At 72.3% G+C, this 20,920-nt stretch carries 21 protein-coding genes; 9 read left to right on the top strand and 12 right to left on the bottom strand.

Features of this window, described 5'->3' with window-relative positions; genetic code table 11:
- Positions 1-28: 28 nt before the first annotated feature.
- Together cydB and O7631_RS22460 are read right to left on the bottom strand one after the other, a co-directional pair.
- A complete protein-coding gene (gene cydB, locus O7631_RS22465) occupies positions 29-1,027 on the bottom strand; it encodes a cytochrome d ubiquinol oxidase subunit II (protein WP_278146037.1) in 999 nt (332 codons plus the stop codon).
- A gap of 14 nt (positions 1,028-1,041) precedes the next feature.
- Complete coding sequence (locus O7631_RS22460) at positions 1,042-2,454, bottom strand: cytochrome ubiquinol oxidase subunit I (RefSeq protein WP_278147999.1); 1,413 nt, start codon at positions 2,452-2,454, stop codon at positions 1,042-1,044.
- A gap of 176 nt (positions 2,455-2,630) precedes the next feature.
- On the opposite strand from O7631_RS22460, the gene O7631_RS22455 reads away from it, so the two are divergent.
- From O7631_RS22455 to O7631_RS22435, 5 genes are all read left to right on the top strand, one after another.
- Positions 2,631-3,404, top strand: a complete 774-nt coding sequence (locus tag O7631_RS22455) for a lysophospholipid acyltransferase family protein (RefSeq protein ID WP_278146036.1) — start codon at positions 2,631-2,633, stop codon at positions 3,402-3,404.
- Between the two features lie 530 nt (positions 3,405-3,934).
- Positions 3,935-5,059 (top strand): NYN domain-containing protein, encoded by a 1,125-nt coding sequence (locus O7631_RS22450; protein ID WP_278146035.1) that lies wholly within the window; start codon positions 3,935-3,937, stop codon positions 5,057-5,059.
- Positions 5,060-5,111: 52 nt separating this feature from the next.
- The gene (locus O7631_RS22445; protein ID WP_278146034.1) at positions 5,112-5,879 is read left to right on the top strand and encodes a glycerophosphodiester phosphodiesterase; all 768 of its coding nucleotides are present in this window, start codon (positions 5,112-5,114) and stop codon (positions 5,877-5,879) included.
- 20 nt (positions 5,880-5,899) lie between these two features.
- Complete coding sequence (locus tag O7631_RS22440) at positions 5,900-7,291, top strand: MFS transporter (RefSeq protein ID WP_145781812.1); 1,392 nt, start codon at positions 5,900-5,902, stop codon at positions 7,289-7,291.
- Positions 7,292-7,440: 149 nt separating this feature from the next.
- Complete coding sequence (locus O7631_RS22435; protein WP_278147998.1) at positions 7,441-8,064, top strand: thymidine kinase; 624 nt, start codon at positions 7,441-7,443, stop codon at positions 8,062-8,064.
- On the opposite strand, the gene O7631_RS22430 is transcribed toward O7631_RS22435, so the two are convergent.
- The gene (locus O7631_RS22430; protein ID WP_278146033.1) at positions 8,031-9,260 is read right to left on the bottom strand and encodes a low temperature requirement protein A; all 1,230 of its coding nucleotides are present in this window, start codon (positions 9,258-9,260) and stop codon (positions 8,031-8,033) included. The genes O7631_RS22435 and O7631_RS22430 overlap by 34 nt on opposite strands.
- Complete coding sequence (locus O7631_RS22425) at positions 9,247-9,657, bottom strand: DUF4878 domain-containing protein (RefSeq protein ID WP_278147997.1); 411 nt, start codon at positions 9,655-9,657, stop codon at positions 9,247-9,249. Before O7631_RS22425 ends, O7631_RS22430 begins: the two co-directional genes overlap by 14 nt.
- A 185-nt stretch (positions 9,658-9,842) precedes the next feature.
- Here O7631_RS22425 and O7631_RS22420 point away from each other — a divergent pair, with 185 nt between their 5' ends.
- From O7631_RS22420 to O7631_RS22410, 3 genes are all read left to right on the top strand, one after another.
- Positions 9,843-11,546: an acyl-CoA dehydrogenase family protein gene (locus O7631_RS22420; RefSeq protein ID WP_278146032.1), complete on the top strand. Its 1,704-nt coding sequence runs from the start codon at positions 9,843-9,845 to the stop codon at positions 11,544-11,546.
- 31 nt (positions 11,547-11,577) lie between these two features.
- Complete coding sequence (locus tag O7631_RS22415) at positions 11,578-12,750, top strand: PQQ-binding-like beta-propeller repeat protein (RefSeq protein ID WP_278146031.1); 1,173 nt, start codon at positions 11,578-11,580, stop codon at positions 12,748-12,750.
- A gap of 203 nt (positions 12,751-12,953) precedes the next feature.
- Positions 12,954-13,325: a VOC family protein gene (locus tag O7631_RS22410; protein WP_278146030.1), complete on the top strand. Its 372-nt coding sequence runs from the start codon at positions 12,954-12,956 to the stop codon at positions 13,323-13,325.
- A gap of 100 nt (positions 13,326-13,425) precedes the next feature.
- On the opposite strand, the gene O7631_RS22405 is transcribed toward O7631_RS22410, so the two are convergent.
- The 8 genes from O7631_RS22405 to O7631_RS22370 all read right to left on the bottom strand — a co-directional run bounded on the left by O7631_RS22405 (position 13,426) and on the right by O7631_RS22370 (position 19,623).
- The gene (locus tag O7631_RS22405; RefSeq protein WP_278146029.1) at positions 13,426-14,424 is read right to left on the bottom strand and encodes a tyrosine-type recombinase/integrase; all 999 of its coding nucleotides are present in this window, start codon (positions 14,422-14,424) and stop codon (positions 13,426-13,428) included.
- A gap of 67 nt (positions 14,425-14,491) precedes the next feature.
- Positions 14,492-14,917 carry an Hsp20/alpha crystallin family protein gene (locus tag O7631_RS22400; protein WP_278147996.1) on the bottom strand — a complete coding sequence of 142 codons (426 nt, stop codon included), beginning with the start codon at positions 14,915-14,917 and terminating at the stop codon, positions 14,492-14,494.
- Positions 14,918-14,985: 68 nt separating this feature from the next.
- Complete coding sequence (locus O7631_RS22395; RefSeq protein WP_278146028.1) at positions 14,986-15,501, bottom strand: GNAT family N-acetyltransferase; 516 nt, start codon at positions 15,499-15,501, stop codon at positions 14,986-14,988.
- Positions 15,502-15,531: 30 nt separating this feature from the next.
- Entirely contained in the window at positions 15,532-17,223 is a 1,692-nt protein-coding gene (locus tag O7631_RS22390) for an ABC-F family ATP-binding cassette domain-containing protein (protein ID WP_278146027.1), read from the bottom strand.
- Between the two features lie 258 nt (positions 17,224-17,481).
- The gene (locus O7631_RS22385) at positions 17,482-17,895 is read right to left on the bottom strand and encodes a DUF6069 family protein (RefSeq protein WP_278146026.1); all 414 of its coding nucleotides are present in this window, start codon (positions 17,893-17,895) and stop codon (positions 17,482-17,484) included.
- Positions 17,896-17,971: 76 nt separating this feature from the next.
- The gene (locus O7631_RS22380) at positions 17,972-18,448 is read right to left on the bottom strand and encodes a MarR family winged helix-turn-helix transcriptional regulator (protein WP_278146025.1); all 477 of its coding nucleotides are present in this window, start codon (positions 18,446-18,448) and stop codon (positions 17,972-17,974) included.
- Positions 18,449-18,500: 52 nt separating this feature from the next.
- Complete coding sequence (locus O7631_RS22375; protein ID WP_278146024.1) at positions 18,501-19,016, bottom strand: DUF2087 domain-containing protein; 516 nt, start codon at positions 19,014-19,016, stop codon at positions 18,501-18,503.
- 88 nt (positions 19,017-19,104) lie between these two features.
- Positions 19,105-19,623 carry a MarR family transcriptional regulator gene (locus tag O7631_RS22370; protein ID WP_278146023.1) on the bottom strand — a complete coding sequence of 173 codons (519 nt, stop codon included), beginning with the start codon at positions 19,621-19,623 and terminating at the stop codon, positions 19,105-19,107.
- A gap of 68 nt (positions 19,624-19,691) precedes the next feature.
- On the opposite strand from O7631_RS22370, the gene O7631_RS22365 reads away from it, so the two are divergent.
- Positions 19,692-20,915, top strand: a complete 1,224-nt coding sequence (locus O7631_RS22365; RefSeq protein WP_278146022.1) for an MFS transporter — start codon at positions 19,692-19,694, stop codon at positions 20,913-20,915.
- The last annotated feature ends 5 nt before the right edge of the window (positions 20,916-20,920 follow it).

Raw genomic sequence — 20,920 nt, 5'->3', positions numbered from 1 at the left:
GCCCGGGCCGGCGCCACCGGGCGAGCGGTCAGTGCTGCGGGATGTTGGCCACGCCGATGCGCTTGCGGAACACCCAGTACGTCCAGCCCTGGTAGGCCAGCACCACCGGAGTGAAGATCACCGCCACCCAGGTCATGATCTTCAGGGTGTACGGGGTGGACGCGGCGTTGGTGGCCGTCAACGTGCCGGCCGCGTCCAGGGTGGAGGGCAGCACGTTCGGGAACAGCGCCGCGAACAGGGTCGCCACGGCCAGGCCGATCGCCACGGCGGTACCGGTGAACGCCCAGCCCTCCCGGCGTACCCGGGCGGCGGCCAGACCACCGAGCAGGGCGAGGGCCGCGCCGACGGCGAGCACGACGGCGGCCGTGCTGGAACGGATGCTCAACGTCCAGGTCAGGAAACCCACAGCGAGGACGGCGGCCCCGACGCCAAGGCGCACCGCGAGCGCGCCCGCACGCTCGCGGATGTCGCCGGTGGTCTTCAGGGCGAGGAACACCGCGCCGTGGGTGAGGAACAGCGCGAGGGTGGTCGCGCCACCCAGCAGGGCGTACGGGTGCAGCAGGTCGACGAGGCCGCCGACGTACTCATGGTCGGCGTCCAGTGGCACCCCGCGCAGGATGTTGGCGAAGGCGACGCCCCACAGGAACGCCGGCAGCAGCGAGCCGACGACGATCGCGGTGTCCCACCGGCGTTTCCAGGACGCCTCGGGGCGCTTGTGCCGGTACTCGAAGGCAACGCCCCGGGCGATCAGGGCCAGCAGGATCAGCAGCAGCGGCAGGTAGAAGCCGGAGAACAGGGTGGCGTACCACTCGGGGAACGCGGCGAACATCGCGCCACCGGCGGTGATCAACCACACCTCGTTGCCGTCCCAGACCGGCCCGATGGTGTTGATCAGGACGCGGCGTTCCCGGTCGTCACGGCCCAGGACCGGCAGCAGCATGCCGACGCCGAAGTCGAAGCCCTCCAGGATGAAGTACCCGGTGAACAGCACGGCGACGAGGAGAAACCAGATGGTGGTCAGTTCCACGATGGGCTCCGGGATCAGTAGGCGAAGGCGAGCGGGCGCTCGGCGTCGTCGGTGTCGTCGGTGGGGGGTTGTTCGCTGACGTCGGGTACGCCGGCCCTGGCGTAGCGCAGCAGCAACTTGACCTCGATCACGGCGAGGGTGGCGTAGATCAGCGTGAACGCGGTGAACGAGGTGAGCACCTCGGTCAGCGAGACGCTGCGGGACACCCCGTTGCGGGTGAGCATCTCGCCGAAGACGATCCACGGCTGGCGGCCCATCTCGGTGAAGATCCAGCCGAAGGAGTTGGCCAGCAACGGCAGCACCGGCATGGCCAGGCCCGCGCGCAGCAGCCACCTACTGCTCGGGGTACGGCCCTTGCGCTGGCTCCAGAGCACCAGCAGGGCGATCGCGCCGGCGGCCATCCCGAAGGCGATCATGAAGCGGAAGCTCCAGTAGGTGACCGGGATGATCGGGGTGTAGCTGCCCGCGCCGTACTGGGTGGCGTACTGGGCCTGCAGGTCGTTGATGCCGTGCACGGTGCCGTGCGGGTCGCCGGTACCCAGGTACGACAGCAGGTACGGGATCTTGAGGGCGAACACCTCGCGGGTGCCGTCGAGGCTGCCGATGGTGAGCACGGAGAACGAGGCGGGGCTCTCGGTGGTGTAGAGCCCTTCGGCGGCGGCCATCTTCATCGGCTGCACCTCGGTCATGATCTTGCCCTGGATGTCGCCGGTGAACAGCACGGCGGCGGAGGCGACCAGGACCACCCAGGAGCCGAACTTCGTGGCGAAGCGGTAGGCGCCGGCGTCGGCGGAGCCGCGGTTGCGGATCACGTGGTACAGCCCGACGGCCACGACCAGCGACCCGGCGACCAGGAACGAGCCGGCCAGGGTGTGCGGGAAGGTGATCAGGGCGACCTTGTTGGTCAGCACGGCCGGGAAGTCGGTCAGCTCGGCGCGCCCGCTGTCGGGGTTGATGCGGTAGCCGACCGGGTTCTGCATGAACGAATTCGCGGCGAGGATGAAGTACGCGGACAGGTTGGTGCCGATCGCGGCGGCCCAGATGCTGGCCAGGTGCGCCCGCTTGGGCAGCCGGTCCCAGCCGAAGATCCACAGGCCGATGAAGGTCGATTCGAGGAAGAACGCGACGAGCGCCTCGATGGCCAGTGGTGCGCCGAAGATGTCGCCGACGAAGCGGGAGTAGTCGCTCCAGTTCATGCCGAACTGGAACTCCTGCACGATGCCGGTGACCACACCCATCGCGAAGTTGATCAGGAACAGCTTGCCGTAGAACTTGGTGAGCTTGAGGTAGCGCTCGTTGCCGGTGCGGTGCCACAGCGTCTGCAGGATGGCGACCAGCACGGACAGGCCGATGGTCAGTGGCACGAAGAGAAAGTGGTAGACGGTGGTGACACCGAACTGCCAGCGGGCGACGTCCAACGCGTCCACCTGAAAACCCCCAACCATCCGTACTACGAGACGTAGTAAATACTACTGCTTGTCGTAGACCGATGGGCAGGGCCAGGCAGCCCGGATCGGCCCGGGACCAATGACCCTGATCACCCCGGGGCATCCGGCCGACCCGCCCGCACGACCGTGTCGCCGCGTGCGACGATGTCGCGCTGATGAACACCACGTACGCCACCTGGCAGCCGCCGCTCATCTGGCGCGGCGCCCTGCTCCTGGCCCGGGCCCTGGTCGGCCTGCTGGCCCGCCTCGAGGTCACCGGCGACGTCCCCGCGCACCTGCGTCGCGGGCCGCTGGTGCTGGCCGCCAACCACATCAGCCCGTTCGACCCGTTGGTGATGGTCGCCGCCTGCCAGACCCGCCGCATCGCCCCCCGGATCATGGCGACCGCCGGGCTGTTCCGCGCGCCGCTGCTCGGCGCCGCCATGCGCCACGCCGGACACATCCGCGTCGACCGGGGCACCAGCGCCGTCCACCAGGCTCTCGACGACGCCGCCACCGCTGTCGCCCGTGGCTCGGTGATCCTCATCTACCCCGAGGGTCGCATCGGTCTGGACCCCGGCATGTGGCCCGAACGCGGCAAGACCGGCGCCGCCCGCCTCGCCCTGGCCTGCGGCGCCCCGGTCGTCCCGGTCGCCCAGTGGGGTGCGCATGAGGTGCTCCCCTACCAGGCGCCCCGGGGAATGCTGCGTGGTGTCGCCCGCTCACTGTGGCGTCGCCCGGTGATCCGGGTGCACTTCGGCACCCCCGTCGACCTGGGCGAGTCGACCGCCGCCAGCCCCGGCGCGGCCCGCCGGGCCACCGACCGGATCATCGACGCGCTCACCGACACCCTCGCCCCGCTGCGCCCCGACGAGCCCGACCTGCCCCGGCACGTTGATCCGGGCCGCCCGAGCGACCTGAGCCGCGTCCACCGCCGCCGCTCGGCCTGAGGCCGCGCGACGTCGGGGTGCGCCCCTGCCCAGACACCTGAGGACGTGCCGGGCGGGACCCGCCGCACCGAGGTCCCGCCCGGCGCCACCGGCGCATCCCCACCCGCGTGTCCTTTGCTCTGCACCCATGGGCGCACCAGCTACACGCGGTGACTGTCGCCTCCGTGGGTGCAGAGCAAAGGACGAACAACAGGTGTTCGGGGGTGGTGGCCGTGCGCCGGCCCGTGGCTGAGCGTGCGACCGCCGAAAGCGGCGCCGCGGCCGGTCACGGGTGCGGCACGGTCGCACCGGGCAGACCGGCGTGCACGAGCTGCGCCGGCCAGGGGCGTCGGGACCACGCCCAACCCCGACCGAGGCCGACGAGGAGCAGCACGAAGCGCCGCACCGCTTCGTTGGTGGTGTCCCCGGCCGGGGGGATGCGGCTGGCTCGGCGGAGGGATGAGGTCGCCTCGGCAGGTGGCGATGCTGATGCGCATCAGCCAACCGCGCCTGTTTCAAGGAGTGTCATGTCCCGCTTTGGTTCCCGTGCGGTGAGAACCGCGGTGGGCGCGCTGTGGTCCTCGGTGACCTGGGTCTGTTGGAGGCACTGGCCGACCTGGACCGGATACGCGGCCGGGGCCTTCTCGCTGCTGTACGGCGCGCTGGGTCTGTACTGGACCTTCGGTGGCGACGGGTTCCCATTCGCCCCGGTCGACCCGGCACGCGCGTCCGGGTCGATCCTGGAAGGCAGCCGCGCCGAGGTCGTCGCACCGATCATCGCCGCGCTCGGCCTGATCGGCGCGGTCGTCGCCTGGGTGATGACGCGCCGCACCCGGCCCGGACGCCTGCCCACGGCGCTTGTCGTCTTCGGCTGGGCCGCGGCGGTCGGGCTGACCCTGGTCGTCCCCGACTACACCCTGATCGTCCTGGTGGCGTTCGCGCCGCTGCTGGCGGTCTTCGCCTTCACCGGCGTGCCCGGCGAGCAGGACGGCATCGGCGACATCCTGTACTGGCACCGGACGAACCTGATCATCGTGTTCCTCGGCGGCCTACTCTGGGCCGCCGCCACCCTCGGGTACCAGCGGAGGATCCGGGGTGCGTGCGCCCACTGCGGCCGCCGCCACGGGGGCGGTTACGGCCCGACCCGGCAGACGCTGCTGCGCTGGGGCCGCTGGGCCGTGGTGGTCGCCTGCCTCGCGCCACTGCCCTACGAGGTCACCCGGATCGCCTGGTACCTCAATGTTCCCCTCGGCGTCGACGAGGACTTCCTGCGGATGATGCAGGGCACTCCCGGGATGCTGGAGGTCGGGCTGGGCTGCGCCGTCGCGTCGGCGCTGGGCGGCGTGCTCACCCATGGTCTGGTGGCCCGCTGGGGAGAGGTCTATCCGCGCTGGATCTGGTTCAAGGCCGGCAGACCGGTCCCGCCCGCCCTCGCCGTCGTCCCGGCGTCGATCGTCGCCCTGACGATCATTCCCGCCGGTCTGATGCTGCTCTGGACCAGCGAAGCACGAGGCACCTGGGCACTGTGGGTTCCGAGTCTCTTCTGGCCGGTGTGGGGCGTCGGGCTCGGCGTCGCCACCATCGCGTACCACCGGCGCCGACGCGGTGCCTGCCACCACTGCGGAGAAGGACCCCCGGCGGTCGCCCGTGCCGCAGCCCCGGCGTCCCGGGCCTGATCTTCGCCGGTAGGTCACCCGCGCTCCACCGGCGGCGGGCATACTGCGTCGCGTGCTGACCCGATTCGGCTACCTCGACGCGCCCGCGCCGCTGGCGTTCGCCCACCGCGGCGGTGCCGCCGACGGCGACGAGAACACCACCGAGGCGTTCGCCCGGGCCATCGGGCTCGGTTACCGGTACGTGGAGACCGACGTGCACGCCACCGCGGACGGCGTCGCGGTGATCTTCCACGACCCGACGCTGCGCCGGGTCACCGGTGAGCCGGGGCGCATCGCCGAGATGAGCTGGGCCGACCTCGCCTCGGTACGCGTCGGCGGCGCCGCCGTTGTACCCCGGCTCGACGAGGTCCTCGGCGCCTGGCCGCAGGTCCGCTTCAACATCGACGTGAAGGCCGACGGCGGCGTCGAACCGACGGTCTCGACAGTGACCCGGACCGCCGCCGCCGACCGGGTGCTGCTCGCCTCGTTCAGCGACGCCCGCCTGACCCGGATGCGCGCGCTCACCGCGGGACGGGTCGCCACCAGCCTCGGCATGCGGGGCGTCGCCCGGCTACGCCTCGCCTCCCTGCACGGACGCCCGCTGCGGCTCCCCCCGTCGGTGGTCGCCGCGCAGGTGCCACCCCGCTACGGGCGGGTGCCGGTGGTGGACCGCCGGTTCCTCGACTACTGCCACCGGATCGGCCTGCAGGTGCACGTCTGGACGATCGACGAACCCGCCCAGATGCACGACTTACTGGATCGTGGCGTGGATGGCATCATGACCGATCACGTCGGCGTGCTGCGCGACGTCTACCGCAGCCGCGGCCACTGGGCCGCCTGAACCATTCCAAGGACCCCCCGATGGCCGAGACCGTGACCCCCACGGTGGACGACACCCCGCCTCCCGCGAGCACCCGCCGGGAGCGCCGGGGCTGGTACATCTACGACTGGGCCAACTCAGCGTTCCAGACCACCGTCATCACCGTGTTCCTCGGCCCGTTCCTGACCACCGTCGCCGAGGTGGCGGCCGGCTGCGAGCTGGGCGCGGACTCGTGCGACGGCTTCGTGTACCCGCTCGGCATCAAGGTCGCCGCCGGTTCCTACTACCCGTACCTGATCTCGCTGTCGGTCTTCCTCACCGTGTTCGTGCTGCCGGTCATCGGGGCGATCGCGGACCGGTCGGCGCACAAGAAGCGGCTGCTCGGCGGGGCCGCGTTCACCGGCGCCGGCGCCACCATCGCGATGGCGTTCGTCACCGGCGACCGCTACCTGCTCGGCGGGGCGCTCTTCCTGGTCGCCAACATCTCCTTCGGTGCCGCGATCGTGGTCTACAACTCGTTCCTGCCGCAGCTCGGCGGCCCCGACGAACGCGACGGCATCTCCAGTCGCGGGTGGGCGCTGGGCTACCTCGGCGGCGGTCTGCTGCTGGCGCTCAACCTGGTCGCGATCACCCTGCTCGACGACGGTGACAACCCGCAACGCACACTGGACCTGGCCCGCTGGTCGATCGTGTCCGCCGGAGTCTGGTGGGCGCTGTTCACGCTGGTCCCGCTGCGGTGGCTGCGCGAGCGCCCGTCGGCGGCGGCGCTGACCGGTGGCGGCAACGTCCTCACCGACGGGTTCCGTCAGCTCGGCCGCACCGTCCGCGAGATCAAGGCGTACCCGTTGACGCTGTACTTCCTGCTCGCCTTCCTGGTCTACAACGACGGCATCCAGACCGTCATCACCCTGGCCAGCCAGTACGGCACCGAGGAACTACGTCTGGAACAGAGCACCCTGATCATCACGATCCTGCTGGTGCAGTTCCTCGCCTTCGGCGGCGCGCTGAGCCTGGGGGCGCTGGCCCGGCGCATCGGCGCGTGGAAGACCGTGCTCCTCAGCCTCGTGCTCTGGACCGGTGTGATCATCGCCGCGTTCCGGCTGCCCGCCGAGGCGCCCGTGCCGTTCATGGTCCTCGGCGCGGCCATCGGCCTGGTCCTGGGCGGCAGCCAGGCGCTGAGCCGGTCGCTGTTCAGCCAGCTCATCCCCACCGGGAAGGAGGGCGAGTACTACGGCTTCTACGAGATCAGCGACAAGGGCACCAGTTGGCTCGGCCCGCTCGCTTTCGGCCTGGTGTTCCAGCTCACCTCCTCCTACCGGGTGGGCCTGGTCTCACTGCTGATCTTCTTCGTGGTCGGTTTCCTGCTCCTGGCCGCCGTGCCGATGCGCCGTGCCATCGTCGCCGCCGGCAACACGCCACCGCGGGTGCTCTGAGCACGCATCCCGCGCCCGACAGATCAGGAGTGGCCGATCGGCTAGGCTGCCCGACCGTGACTGACGACGCCACCACCGCCCCGACCTGCCTCGCCCACCCGTTCCCCGGTCAGCCGCACGCTCCGGCCGGGTGCGCGGCGGCGCGCGGGATGGACGGGCGGCCGGTGCACGCGGCGGCGCTGAAGTTCTTCTGGGGGCCGATGGACTGCGGCAAGTCCACGATGGCGCTGCAGATGAACTACAACCACGCCCGGCAGGGTCGTCGGGGGTTGGTCACCACCCGCATCGACAGGTCGTTGGGCCCGCAGGTCACCACCCGCATCGGGCTGGCCCACGAGGCCATCGAGGTCACCGACGACCTGGACCTGCGGGCGCTCGTGCGCGGCCGGTGGGCCGACGGGGTACGCGTGGACTACCTGATCTGCGACGAGGCGTGCTTTTACACCGTGGAACACGTCGAGCAGATGGCGGAGCTGGTCGACAGCTACGACGTCGACGTGTTCGCGTTCGGGCTGGCCACCGACTTCCGGTCCAGCCTGTTCCCCGCCGCGCAACGTCTGTTCGAGTTGGCCGACGAGGTGGCCCGCATCCAGGTCGAGGTGCTCTGCTGGTGCGGACGGGAGGGCCTGCTCAACGCCCGCGTCGTCGACGGGCGGGTCGTCCGCGAGGGCGCGCAGGTCGTCATCGGCGACACCGTGGACACCGCCGACGTGCGCTACCAGGTGCTCTGCCGCCGGCACTACCGCAGCGGCGACCTCGGCCCCCGTGACTGAGCCACCCGCGCACCCTCGCGGACCGCGACCTGGTCGATCACGATGACCGCGATGGTCACGACCAGCGCCGCCGAGGCACACACCGCGACCGGCGCCCCCGACCCCACGACGACCGGAATCAACGCCAGCAGCACCACGACCGCCGTGATCCGGCTGGTCGGCGGGCGCCTCCACAGCAACATCTTGTAGGCGGCGTGACCGGCGAGGAACAACGCCGGACCGCCCAGGAGGAACAGCGCGGCGACCGTCGTGGTGGGCGCGCCGGGCTCGGCCAGCAGCCGCTCGTCACCCGCTGAGGCGACGATCACGCCGGCGACGATCACCGGGTGCAGGTAGTTGAACGCGACCCGGCTCAACGCGCCGGTGCGCTCGCCGGCCTGCGCGACGACCTCCGTGGCGGCTGCGGCCGAGCGGGCGAAGTACACCCACCACAGCGCCACCGAACCGGCGAACGCCAGCAGGAACGCCCCGAACGTCACCAGGTCCACGTGCCGAGTGAGGGTGCCCCCGGTGACCAGGATCGACTCACCCAGCGCGATCAGCACGAACGCCCCGCACCGGTCGGCCAGGTGCCCGCCCTCCACCATCCACCGCTCGGGGCGGCTACGCCCTCGCCTCGGCAACGGGTACCCGATCCAGAGGCCGACCACCTCGATCACGATCACCGCCGCCCACAGCGCCTCCCGCGCCACCGGGCCGACCAGACCGCCGAGCACCATCAGCACCGACGTGCCGGCTATCCACGGCAGTGACTGCTGGAAACCGGAGACCAGCCAGGGGCTGCCCCGCGTCGCCCACAGAGCGAACATCGTCCGGCCCACCTGCACGCTCACGTAGACCACCGCGAAGAGCAACCCGGTCCCGTCGAACGCCTGCGGGATCGCCGCCGACAGCGACAGGCTGCCCAGCGTCACCCCGATCAGCATCGCCCGTACCGGCCCCTGGTCCGGTTGCAGCCAGTTGGTCACCCAGGTGGTGTAGATCCAGACGAACCAGACCAGTGCCAGCAACAACGCGGTACGCAGCGCGCCACGCCAGTCCGGGTGCTCGATCAGGTAGTGCGACAACTGGGTGATGGAGAAGACGAACACCAGGTCGAAGAAGAGTTCCGTCGAGGTGGTCGGCTGCACCCCCTGGCGCGGACGCAGCAACCAGGGCCGCACCGCTGTGACGTCCGGCGGTTCAGAAGGGGTCACCGCACACCCGCCAGTCGCCGCCCTCGCGGACCACCGGTAGGCGACGTTCCTCGCTGATCCCACCGTCACGGGTCACCTTCACCGTGACCGTGCCTTGCGGTCGACCGCTGTGCGTGGCGACCGACACGTCGGTGATCTCGTAGTCGGTGACCATCGGCGGGGTACGCACCCAGCTGGTGAAGCCGACCGCGCTCCACCGGCTGCGGGCGTCCTCGCAGAGCCGCTCGTACGCCCGGTCGCTGTCGCCGAGGGCCACCTCGCTGAAGAACCCGTCGGCGGTCTCCCGGATCGGGCCGGCGGCCTGACGGACGGTCTGCAGGTTCCAGGCGGCCAGGCCGGCCACCCCGACGCAGCACAGCGCCACACCGAACCCGGCGAACGCCAACCCGGTGCGCATCGGGCGGCTGCGCCGGGCCGGTCGACTCCACGACTGACCGGCACCCACGACTACCGACCGTAGAGAACGTCGTCGCACCGAGGTACGACATGCCGAAAATCGGATCCGGGGACTCACCCTGTTCGCGGCGGCCACGGATCGTCTACGGTCGGCGCACACCCCCGAGCAGTGCCAGGAGCCGATCGATGAGCCGCTTCGTTCAGCCGGTACCACCCCCCGTCGACCCGTACGCCGGTGACGGCCTGCTGCGCTCCTGGCTGGAGCGTCACCTCGGCCCGGACGGGCACGCCGCCGCGAAGGGCCGACTCGCCGACCTGGCCGCCGACGTCGCCGGGCCGTTGCGCGCGGCGCACGCCGACGCGGAGGCGCACCCGCCGACGCTGGTGCGCTACGACGGGTGGGGCGCGCGGGTCGACCGGATCGACACCTCCGCCGGCTGGCAGGCGCAGCGGGCCGCCGCCGCCCGGCACGCGGTGGTGGCGCTGCCCTACCTGCCGGACGCCCGCGGCACCTGGGGTGCCGCCGCTCGGGTGGTGCAGCACGCCCTGCTGCACCTGTACGGGCCGGAGTCGGCGACGTTCTCCTGCCCGGTGGCGATGGCCGACGGGGCTGCCGCGCTGCTCAGCCTGCCCGAGGTGGACAACGGGATCCGGGACGCGTGGCTGCCCCGGCTGATCTCCACCGACCCGGCCGAGGCGATCACCAGCGGGCAGTGGATGACCGAGGCGCAGGGCGGTTCCGACCTGGGCCGCTCCAGCACGATCGGCCGACCCGCGGCGGATGGTTCCTGGCGGTTGACCGGGGAGAAGTGGTTCTGCTCGGCCGCCGACGCGGCGATGGCGGTGGCGCTGGCCCGACCCGAGGGCGCCGGGCGCGGCAGCCGGGTGCTCGCGCCGTTCCTCGTTCCCCGGTACGCGGTCGACTCACCGTTGACCGACGGCGCGGCCCCGGGAGCGCCCGCGCCGGGTGTCACGGTGCACCGCCTGAAGGACAAGCTCGGTACGAGGGCGCTGCCGACCGCCGAGATCGGTCTGCACGACGCGTACGCGCTGCCGCTGGGCGACCCGGCGGTCCCCGGTCTGGTGCGGGCGATGACCCTGGTCGTGGTGACCCGGGTGCACAACGCCGCCGCGGCGGCGGGCGGAATGCGGCGCGGTCTCGCCTACGCCCGGGCGTACGCCGACGTGCGGCACGTCGCGGGCGGCGCGTTGGTGTCCTCGCCGCTGCACCGGGCCACCCTGGGCACCCTAGCGGTCGACGCGGCGGGCGCGTTCGCCCTGGCCGGGCACGCGTTCGCCCTGCTCGGGCGGGTCGAGGTCGGCGCCGACCCGCTGGCTGCGACGGAGCTGCGGATCGTGGCGCCGCTGGCGAAACTGGCGACCGGTCGACTGGCCGTCAGTTCCGCCAGCGAGTACGTGGAGAGCTTCGGCGGGGCCGGCTACGTGGAGGACACCGGCGTGCCCCGCCTGTTGCGCGACGCCCAGGTGCTGCCGATCTGGGAGGGCACCACGAACGTGCTGGCCCTGGACGTGCTGCGGGCGCTGACCCGGGAGGACGCCGGCGCGCCAGTGCTGGCCCGACTCGCCGCAGCCGTGGACCTGGCCCGGCCGTTGTCGCCGGTGCTGGCCGACACGCTGGCCGCCACCGCCGCGCGGTTGGGCGAGACCATCACCTCGGTGACCGCCGACCCGGCCGCGCCGGGGGTCGTCGCCGGCGCCCGTGGTCTGGCGCTGCGCCTGGCGTACGCGCTGACGACCGCGTTGCTCGTCGAGCACGCCGCCTGGGGTGACGAGCAGGCGGAGTTGGCCGCCCGCCTGTGGGCCCGCCGGTGGCTGCGACACGAGGAGATCGCCGAGGACGCCCACCACCACCTGGACCTGCTCTGCTGAACGGGCGGCGCGAACGGACGGGTGGACGCGCATGTCGGTGCTGATCGAGCTGGGAGACGACTGGGGTTCGCCACTTGACGACCGCACACCGCCGCCGCAGGTGTCCCGCCGTTGGCGGGTGGCGATGCTGGTGGCGGCGTGTGCCCTGCTCGGCGGCGCCGCCCCGGCCGCGCGCCTGACACCCCAGGTCGGGCCGGCGGTGCCTGCCCGGGCGACGGTGCTCGGTGCGGGGCCGCTGCTGCTGGTCGTCGACCCCGACCAGAACCCGCCCACGCTGAGCGCCTACGACCCGGCCGCGCCGGGAGGCCCGCCCCGGTGGCGGGTCACCGTGCCGCCCGCGGCGGGGTGGTCCGCCGAGGTCGCCGGTGACCTGCTCCTGCTTGTCGAACGCGACCAGACGCGCGGGGCGCGGGCGACCTCCGCGCGGTCGATGCGGACCGGCCAGCCGGTGTGGCGGCGACCCGAGCGGGTGTACGCGGCCGGGGACGCGGCGGTCGCGGTGAGCGAGGTGCGCAGCGCCTCCGAACCGGGACGGCGGGTCGAGGGCACGGTGCACGGTGTCGATCCGACCACCGGCGCAACCCGGTGGTCGGTCCCGCTGCCCTCCACGGCGGTGCTGCGGCCGCTTCCCGACCTGCCCGGGCGGGTGCTGCTGGTGCAGGACGACGGGCTGACCCGGCTGCTCGACGCCCATGACGGCACCGAGCGCGGTCGGGGACGGCTCCCGCCGGCCGACTACGGCCCGGACAATCCCCAGGTCGCCGGCGCGCATCTGGTGCTGCGCCACCCGAGCGGCGGCGCGGCGGTGCTGTCCGGGTACGACCTACCGGGGCTGGCTCCGCGCTGGCAGGTGCCGGTGCAGCCGGGCGAGTTGACCCTTCGGCCCTGCCAGGGGCTGATCTGCGGGCAGGACGAGCGGGGCCGCTGGGCGATCGACGCGGGCACCGGGGTGCGGCTGTGGACGTGGTCGGCGGGCGCCCGCTGGCGCACCGTGCCCGGCCCTCGCGGCGCCCCGGAACCCCTGCTGGTGCTCGGATTGGCGGCGGACGGCAGACGTTCACTGGTCGCGACGGTGGGTCGCGATGGTCACTGGGTGTCCGCGGTGCTCCCGGCGGGTGTGACCGACTGCCGGCGGGCCGGCACCGGGTTGCTCTGCCGTGATGGCGGGGCGAGGCAGACATTCTGGCCCCTCAACGGCCCCTGACTCTGCGCCGCGTCGGTCGCCTATCGGCATGATCAACACGGGTTCGCCGAAGTTGGGGTGTCGGAGGCATTGGGATACCCCGACTTCGCCGAACCCGTGTTGATCACCGGGTTCGGCGCGACCGTAGGGCGAGGGCCCGACATTCGGCGGCGTGGCGAGCGTCGCGGGCCGGAGTTGTCGGACCTCGGCGGGATACTGCCCGCGTGACAGTCTCTGCGGACCTCGCCATGGTCAACCTCGACAGTTCCGACCCCGCCGGCCACGCCGCGTTCTACCACGAGGCGCTGGGCTGGGAGGTCACCCACAGCCAACCGGAGTACGCAATGATCAGGTCCGGTGGCGTCTCCATCGGCTTCGGCCTGGTGGAGGGCTACCAGCCGCCGTCCTGGCCGGACAAGACCGGCGACAAGCGTTACCACCTGGATCTCTACGTCGACGACCTGGCTGCGGCGGAGCAGCAGCTCGTCGCTGCGGGTGCGTCCAAGCCGGACTTCCAGCCCGGTGGTGACCGGTGGGTGGTGCTGCTCGACCCGATCGGGCAGCCGTTCTGCATCTGCCCCCGCCCGCAGGGCTGACCGCGCTGACTCGGCCCGCGCCGACGGGGACCAGGGCGGCTCGGCCCGCGCCGAAGGGGACCAGGGTGGCTCGGCCCGCGCCGACGCCGACCAGCCTGGGTCAGGCGCGCCGACGGGAGCGGGCGGCCCAGACCGCGTAGGCCGGGTCGCGGTCGAGGTTGTGCCGGTCCCGGTCGTAGCGGCGGGTGGTGCGCGGGTCGGCGTGCCCCATCGCGTCCTGCACGTCCTCCAACGGCACTCCCTCGGAGCGGGCGGTGGTGGCGAACGCGTGCCGCAACGAGTGCGGCGACAGCTTCGCCCACGCCGGGATGCCCGCTGCTCGGGCGAGCCGACGCACCAGCCGGAACACCGAGTGCCGGTCCAGCCGGCCGCCGGTCGCGGTGACCAGCAGCGGCCCGGTCAGCTGCGTCACCTGCACGCCGGCGGCGGCGGCCCGTTCGGCCAGGTAGGCGTCCACGGCGTACCCGCTGCTGGGGGTCAGCGCGCGGCGGCGTTGCTTGCCGCCCTTGCCGACGAAGCGCACGCTGCGGTGGCCGCGTTCGGTGCCGAGGTCGGTCAGGTCCAACGAGATCAGCTCCCCGACCCGCAGGCCGAGGTCGGCGAGGAGCGCGATCGCCGCCCGGTTGCGGGCGGCGGTCGCTCCGGTGTCCGCGTCCGCGGCCGCGAGCAGCGCGTCGACCTCTTCGGGGGTGAGCCCCAGGGTGGCCGAGTGGTCCCGGTCGACGCGAGGGCGGTCCGCGCCGGAGACCGGGTTGGCCGCGATCGCGCCCAGTTTGACCAGGAAGTCGTACCAACTGGACAGCGCGGAGAGCCGCCGCGCCACTGTCGCCGGTGTCAGCGGCCGGCCGCTGCGGGCGCCGATGGTGGCTTCCAACGCCCGCGCGTACTCGTTGACGTGCAGGAAGGTGGCCCGCAGTGGGTCCAGGTCCCGGCCGGCGCACCAGGTGAGCCAACTGGTGACGTCACGGCGGTACGCGTCGCGGGTGTGCTCGGACAACCGCCGGTTGCGCAGCCACGCCTCGGTGACCTCGACCGGCCCGCTCGGCAGAGCGGGGGTCGCGGACGGGCGGGCGAGCACCGGAGCGTCGGGTAACACCATGTGAAAAAGGCTCTCAGCCTCGGGTGGGATCGTCGTGCAGGCGCGCCGATCCCACCCGAGGCCGTGATCACGCGTTGATCTGGCGGCGTCCTTCGCTGTTGGCGCTGATGGTGACCCGGCGGGGCTTGGCCCGCTCGGCGACGGGGATGCGCAGCGTCAGCACCCCGTGCTCGTAGCCGGCTTCGAGCTTGTCGGTGTCGAGGGTGTCGCCCAGGAACAGTCGCCGGGTGAAGGTGCCCATCGGACGTTCGGCGGCCACCAGCTCGACGCCGTCGCCGCTGGGCCGGCGACGCTCGGCCCGGACGGTGAGCACGTTGCGCTCGACGGTGCAGTCGATGGTGTCGGGGTCGACGCCGGGCAGGTCGAACGCCGCGTAGAAGTGGTCCCCGTCGCGGTACGCGTCCAAGGGCATCGTCGCGGGACGGGCTGCCGTACCGAAGAACTGCTCGGCGAGCCGGTCGATCTCGCGGAACGGGTCGGTACGCATCAACATGGTCATGCCTCCTCGGTTCTCCTGGCCGAAGGTGATGAGTTGAGTCGGTGCGACTCAACTTCCTCTTCTTATTTAGCGTCTTCCGCGGGGTTCGTCAACTGCTTCTCGAACCAGTGCTCGGCGTAGGGGCCCGACGAGTACGCCGGGATCTCCACGTACCCGTGCCGGGCGTACAGGGCGCGAGCCTCGACCAGGTCGTTGCGGGTGTCGAGGCGGATCCGGCCCACCCCGGCGGTACGGGCCGCCTGCTCGACGGCGGCCAGGAGCGCGGCACCTCCTCCGGCGCCTCGATGCTCGGGTCGGACGAACACCCGGGTCAGCTCGGCCCAGTCCGACTGCCAGCGCAGTCCGGCGCAGCCGGCCAGGTCGGAGCCGTGGTGGGCGAGCAGCAGCAGTCCACTCGGGTGGGTCAGGTCGTCGCTGGGCATCTCGGCCAACGCCGCGTCGACCTCACCGGGCAGGGCCTGTCGACGGTGGTAGCGGACCACCATCTCGGTCATGTACTCGCGCAGCAGTCGCACCGCGTCGGGCTGGTCGGGTCGGGTGGCACTGATCGACCACGTTGGTCGGGCGGTGACGGTCACCTGTCGATCATCACCGCCCGGTCAACGGGATTACACCTGCTTCCGGCCTGCCCCACGCGTTCGCCCGCCCGGCCCACCGATGCGCAAGCGCGGCCAGTCGGCCAGGTCGCGCAGCAGTTGCCGGTCGTGCGTGGCGATCACGATGGCGGCGCTCGTGTCGCGGATCGCGGCGGTCAGCTCGTCGGCCAGGGTCGACGACAGATGGTTCGTCGGCTCGTCCAGCAGGATCAGCGTCGGCCGCCCGGCCAGCGCCAACGCCAGGTCGAGACGGCGCTGCTGCCCCTGCGACATCCGCCCGACGGGGGTACGCGCCGCGACGGTGTCCAGCAGCCCCAACGATCCCAGCGACACGGCATCGGCGTCGGTGAGCGCTCCCCGGGCGACCAGGGACCCCACCCGGCGGGCGTACACCTCGTCGGCCGTCAGGTCGGGGGTCTGCCCGGCGGTCTCCTGGGTGACTCGGGCGACCCGGGCGTCCTTCGCCGTCCAGACGTACCCGTCGGTGGGTTCCAGTGCGCCGGCCAGCACCGCGAGCAGTGTGGACTTCCCGGTGCCGTTGGGCCCCGTGACGAGCAACCGGTCGCCGCCGTCGACGGTGAGATCGACCGGACCGGAGAGTCGACCCTCGACCGCGACGCTCTGCACGCGTACCTGCGGCGCGCCCCGCCGCACCCCGACATCCGGCATCCGCAACGCCGGCGGCGGTTTCGGTACGTCGACGCGGTGCGCCCGCAACGCGTCCTGCTGCCGGTGCAGCGCCTGCACGACACCCGGTGCACGGGACTGACGCTGGTGCTTGCCGGTCCCCTTGTCCGGTCGCCAACCGGTGGAGAGCCGGTCGCGAGCCTTCGACACCGCGTCCTGGAGTCGCCGGTGCTCGACCTGCTGCTGCTCGTGCTCCTGCTCCCAGTGCTCCCGTTCGCGACGACGCGCCTCCTGCCAGGCGTCGTAACCGCCGGCGTACAGCCGAGGTTTCCCGTCCCTGGTCGGGTCCAGGTCGAGGAACCGGTTCGCGACGTCGCGCAGCAGCGCCCGGTCGTGGCTGACCACGGCGAGACCGCCGTCGTGTTCGCGCAGCCGAGCGGTCAGGAAGTCCAGGCCGTCGGCGTCCAGGTGGTTCGTCGGTTCGTCCAGCAACAGCACGTCGTGGCGTGCGCCGAGCAGGCACGCCAACCGCACCCGGTAACGCTGCCCGACGGACAGCGTCGCCAGTGGACGGTCGCGGTCCGCGCAGGCGTCGAGTGCCTCCAGTGCCACGTCGACGCGGCGTTCGGCGTCCCAGGCGTCGAGCCGGGTGGCGGCGTCGAGCGCGCTCGCGTAGCGGTCCTCGGCGGTCGGGTCGCCCTCGGCCACGGCGATGGCTGCCGCGTCCAGTGCGGCGACGGCGGCCAGCGACGCGGCAAGCGCCTCGGACGTCAGGGTGCCGACCGTCTCGCCCTCCCGGGCGGACAGTTCCTGGCGGGCCAGGCCGATCGTGCCGGCCCGCGCGACGGTGCCGTCGTCCGGGGTGATCAACCCGGCGAGGACGTGCAGCAAGGTGGTCTTGCCGCGGCCGTTCTCGCCGACGACCGCCACCCGTGACCGGGCGGAGACGGTGACCGAGACGTCGGTCAGTACGCGACGCGACCCGCGCGTCACGGTGATGGCGGTGGCGCGTACGTGCGCGCTGCCGCCCGCCTCGACGGGCAGCGACATGGTTTCGTGGTTCGGGGTGAGGTTCAACGGTGCTCCGCAGCTCGCGATGGAGCCGGGCAGCGACTGACGGCCGCCCGGCGGGAACCGGGACGGCGAGCGCGAATTCAGCAGAAAGGACGCCGCCGTCAGCGGGCGGAGCGAACCTTCTGCGACCAGATACCTCGTGCCATGACGGCGATGCTAGCAGCGCCTCGTCGGAATCGGTGATCAAGAGGTTCGCGTCACCCTGGGTGCGATTGCTGACGCAAACCTCTTGATCACCAAGTGAGGCAGGCTGACCGCCAGTTATCGGCGGGGTCGGGGCAGCAGGGCGATGAGGGCGACCGCCACGGCGACGTGCGTCGCGCCGAGGGCCAGCTTCGCGCCGCCGGTGGCATCGACGTTGAGCAGCGGGGCGAAGGACAGCAACGTCACCACGACGGCCGACGAGATCCAGATCGGAAGGGCGACGCGTGGGGCGAACCGTTCCAGCAGGGCCAGCGTCGCCCAGCCGAGCAGGGCCGCACCCAGGGAAACCGTGACGATCGCGCCAACCCCGATGACCGTGGCGGGTTGCCCCGGGCTCTCGACCGTGTAGTCGACGCCGGCCAGCGCGCCGATCGACCAGATGACCAGGCAGGCCACGACGGCGACGACGACGCCGAGGGCGCGGCGGCGTAGCGGTGAGGTGGTGGGGCTCGTGACGGCGGCAGCATTCATGACGGCTCCTCGTTCAGGGGAAACGAACGAGTACGACCGTAACAGATAGTCTTGTTCGGAACTATCTCCCTCGGGATCAACAGCCGGAGCGGGCGCCCGGTGCGTACGGGGAGGTGTTGGCCAGTGGGCCGCCGACCAGTGCCAGGAGGGCCCGCAGGAACACCTCCCGGTCCTGCTCGGGCAGGGCGGCGAGAACGTCGTTCTGGATTCGCTGAACCACCTGCTGCGCCTGCCGCAGGACCTGCTCCCCCGCCGGTGTCACAGCGACCAACCGAGCCCGGCGATCCGTCGGCACCGGACGGCGTTCGGCCAGCCCGGCCCGTTCCAGCTGGTCGAGCGTCACGACCATCGTGGTCTTGTCCACGCCGCACCGTTCACCGATCTCGCGCTGGGTCAGGTCACCCGTGCGGGCCTGTGCGAGCACGTAGTGCGCTCGCGGCGAGATGCCCAGCTCGGCCAACCCCGCGGCGTGCTCGGCCTGCAGCGCGTGACTCGCCCAGGAGAGGAGGAACAACAGGTCGGGTGGGCCGTCGGCGGGCGTGCAGGAGGTCATGCGCCGAGGCTAGCAAGATGCTCCGTGACCAGACGATCTGTGCGGCGGACGATCAGTGTCGCTGGTAGATGCCGTGCTCACGGGTGAGCAACTGCTCGTCGATCAGGTAGCGCCGCAGCGTCGCGTGGTCCGACCCACCGGCGGCGCACCATTTCTTGAGCACGTCGTCGACGGCCCGCTCCGGATAACGGGTGCCCGGTGCGAACGACTGCTCGGCGATGTGTGCCAGCACCACCCGCCGCCGGCCCCGCTGCGCCGGCAGACCCACCAGGACGTCCCCTCGCAGGAAGGTCCGCAGCACCCGGTCGACGCCGGGATCGGCGTCGTCGGCCGGGCGGCTGTCGCGGGCGGCCTCCCGCAGCGACGCCTGGTCGGCCGCGAATGCGCCGTCCGCGCCGGTGACGAGACCCGCCTCGGTGAGCCGGCGGACCCCGGTGAGCACCGCCCGCACCGGCAGCCCGGTCCGCTCGGCCACGTCGGTCGCGCTGGTCGCACCCAACACGATCGCCGCGAAGATCCGTCGCCGTCCGTCGTCGGCCAGGGCCCCGGCCAGAGCATGCGCAGTCACGCCGGTCACCCTTGCACCGGCGGTACGCGCACCGCCAGCAATTTTCCGGCCCGCTCAGGTCTCTGGCGCGCTCAGCTCTCTGGCGTGCTCAGGTCTCCGGCGTGCTCGGCGGCTGCTCGGCGACGAGCAGCACCCGGCGCAGCAGGTCGGAGAGGCGCCGCCGCTCGGTCGCGGTGAGCGCACCGAACAGCCGGTGCTCCTCGGCGCCCTGGACCTCCATGGCCCCACGCCACGCGGCCTGCCCCGCCTCGGTGAGCTCCACGTCGACCCGTCGACGGTCGACTGTCGACGGAATCCGGCGCACGAAACCCCGCCGCAGCAACGCGTCCACCCGTGCCGTGATCGAGGCGGGGGCCATCGCCAGGTCCGCGGCGAGCTCCGAGGGCGCCGCCCGGCCTCGACGACCGGCCAGGGCGTGCAGTGTCTCGTACTCGTGGGCCGAGAGGTCGAGATCGACCAGGACCCGTTCCTTGACCGCCCGCAGGTGTCGGGTCAGTCGGATCATCCTGGTCACCGCCCCCTCGACGTCCGCGTCGAGGTCCGGAACCACCGGCAGCCAACGCTCGATGTGCCGGTCGGCGGCGTCCGGGGTCGGGGTCGGGGTCACCGCACCAGCTTACCTCAGTGCCGAAATATTCATTGCCAAAATATTCGACGTCGAAGTACCTTCAGGTCATGGCTCACCCTCTGCGCAACCACCCCTTCCGGCTGCTGTTCCTGGGTCGTACCGTCTCCGCCCTCGGCGACGCGGTGGTGCCGGCAGCCCTGGCCCTGGCCATCCTCCGGGCCACCGGTTCCACCGGCGCGCTGGCCGTCGTCCTCGCCGCGGCGATGGTTCCCCGTCTGCTCCTGCTGCCGCTCGGCGGTGTCGTCGCCGACCGGTTCGACGCCCGTCGGGTCGCCCTGCTGGCCGACCTGGTCCGCTGCGCCACCCAACTGGCGGTCGGCGTGGAGCTGCTCGGCGGCGACCCGTCGCTGAGCACCGTCGTCGTGGCGTCCGCGCTCGGCGGCGTCGCCTCGGCGTTCGCCATCCCGACCGCGTCGCCGCTGGTCGCCGGCACCGTCGAGCCGGCCGACCGGCAGCAGGCCAACGCCCTGATGGGAATCACCGCCAACACCAGCCGCCTCGCCGGCCCGGCGCTGGCCGGGGCGCTGATCTGGGCCGCCGGGCCCGGCTGGGCGTTCATCCTGGACGGTGCGTCGTTCGCGCTCAGCGCCGCGCTGCTCATGGTGGTGCGGGTCCGTCACGTGCCGGTGCCCCGCCGCTCCGTCCTCGCCGACCTGCGTCACGGCTTCGGTGAGGTCCGCGCCCGCGACTGGTTCTGGACCAGCCTGATCGGGCACGGCGTGTGGAACGGCGCCGCCGCCGTGCTGATGACCCTCGGGCCGGCCGTCGCCATCGACCGCCTCGGCGGCGAGACGACGTGGGTGGTGCTGTTGCAGGCCGGTGCGATCGGGATGCTCACCGGATCGTTGCTGGCCGGGCGGGTCCGGCTACGCCGGCCGGTGCTGCTGGCCAACCTCGGGCTGGCCTGCTACGCCGCGCCGCTGTTCCTGCTGGCCGTCGCCGCGCCCGCCCCGGCCGTGATCGCCGCGTACGCCGTGGCGTTGACCGCCCTCGGCTACCTCAACCCGGTCTGGGAGACCGTGGTGCAGCACCAGTTTCCGCCCGAGGTCCTGGCCCGCGTCACCTCGTACGACTGGCTGGTGTCGTTGGGCGCCATGCCGTTGGGCTACGCGCTGGCGCCGTTGGCCGCCGACGCGTTCGGCGCGCCGGTGCCCCTGGCCGTCGCCGGGCTGCTGGTCCTCGTCTCCTGCGCGGGCACGTCACTCGTGCCCGGCGTACGCCGACTCACCTGGCCGGCGACCCCGCAACCGCAACCGGCCGGTGTCCGCTGACGAGG

The organism is Micromonospora sp. WMMD967 (assembly GCF_029626165.1).
Lineage (GTDB): Bacteria > Actinomycetota > Actinomycetes > Mycobacteriales > Micromonosporaceae > Micromonospora > Micromonospora taraxaci.
The sequence above is the reverse complement of the archived record's forward strand: the minus strand, read 5'-3'. Positions and strand labels throughout refer to the sequence as shown.

Excerpts from the sequence above, each read along its gene's own strand:
- O7631_RS22440 (WP_145781812.1), top strand. The coding sequence starts at position 5,900 with ATGGCCGAGACCGTGACCCCCACGGTGGACGACACCCCGCCTCCCGCG.
- O7631_RS22415 (WP_278146031.1), top strand. The coding sequence starts at position 11,578 with ATGTCGGTGCTGATCGAGCTGGGAGACGACTGGGGTTCGCCACTTGAC.
- O7631_RS22405 (WP_278146029.1), bottom strand. The coding sequence starts at position 14,424 with ATGGTGTTACCCGACGCTCCGGTGCTCGCCCGCCCGTCCGCGACCCCC.
- O7631_RS22385 (WP_278146026.1), bottom strand. The coding sequence starts at position 17,895 with ATGAATGCTGCCGCCGTCACGAGCCCCACCACCTCACCGCTACGCCGC.
- O7631_RS22420 (WP_278146032.1), top strand. The coding sequence starts at position 9,843 with ATGAGCCGCTTCGTTCAGCCGGTACCACCCCCCGTCGACCCGTACGCC.
- O7631_RS22455 (WP_278146036.1), top strand. The coding sequence starts at position 2,631 with ATGAACACCACGTACGCCACCTGGCAGCCGCCGCTCATCTGGCGCGGC.
- O7631_RS22425 (WP_278147997.1), bottom strand. The coding sequence starts at position 9,657 with ATGCGCACCGGGTTGGCGTTCGCCGGGTTCGGTGTGGCGCTGTGCTGC.
- O7631_RS22365 (WP_278146022.1), top strand. The coding sequence starts at position 19,692 with ATGGCTCACCCTCTGCGCAACCACCCCTTCCGGCTGCTGTTCCTGGGT.
- O7631_RS22380 (WP_278146025.1), bottom strand. The coding sequence starts at position 18,448 with ATGACCTCCTGCACGCCCGCCGACGGCCCACCCGACCTGTTGTTCCTC.
- O7631_RS22400 (WP_278147996.1), bottom strand. The coding sequence starts at position 14,917 with ATGTTGATGCGTACCGACCCGTTCCGCGAGATCGACCGGCTCGCCGAG.
- O7631_RS22435 (WP_278147998.1), top strand. The coding sequence starts at position 7,441 with ATGGACGGGCGGCCGGTGCACGCGGCGGCGCTGAAGTTCTTCTGGGGG.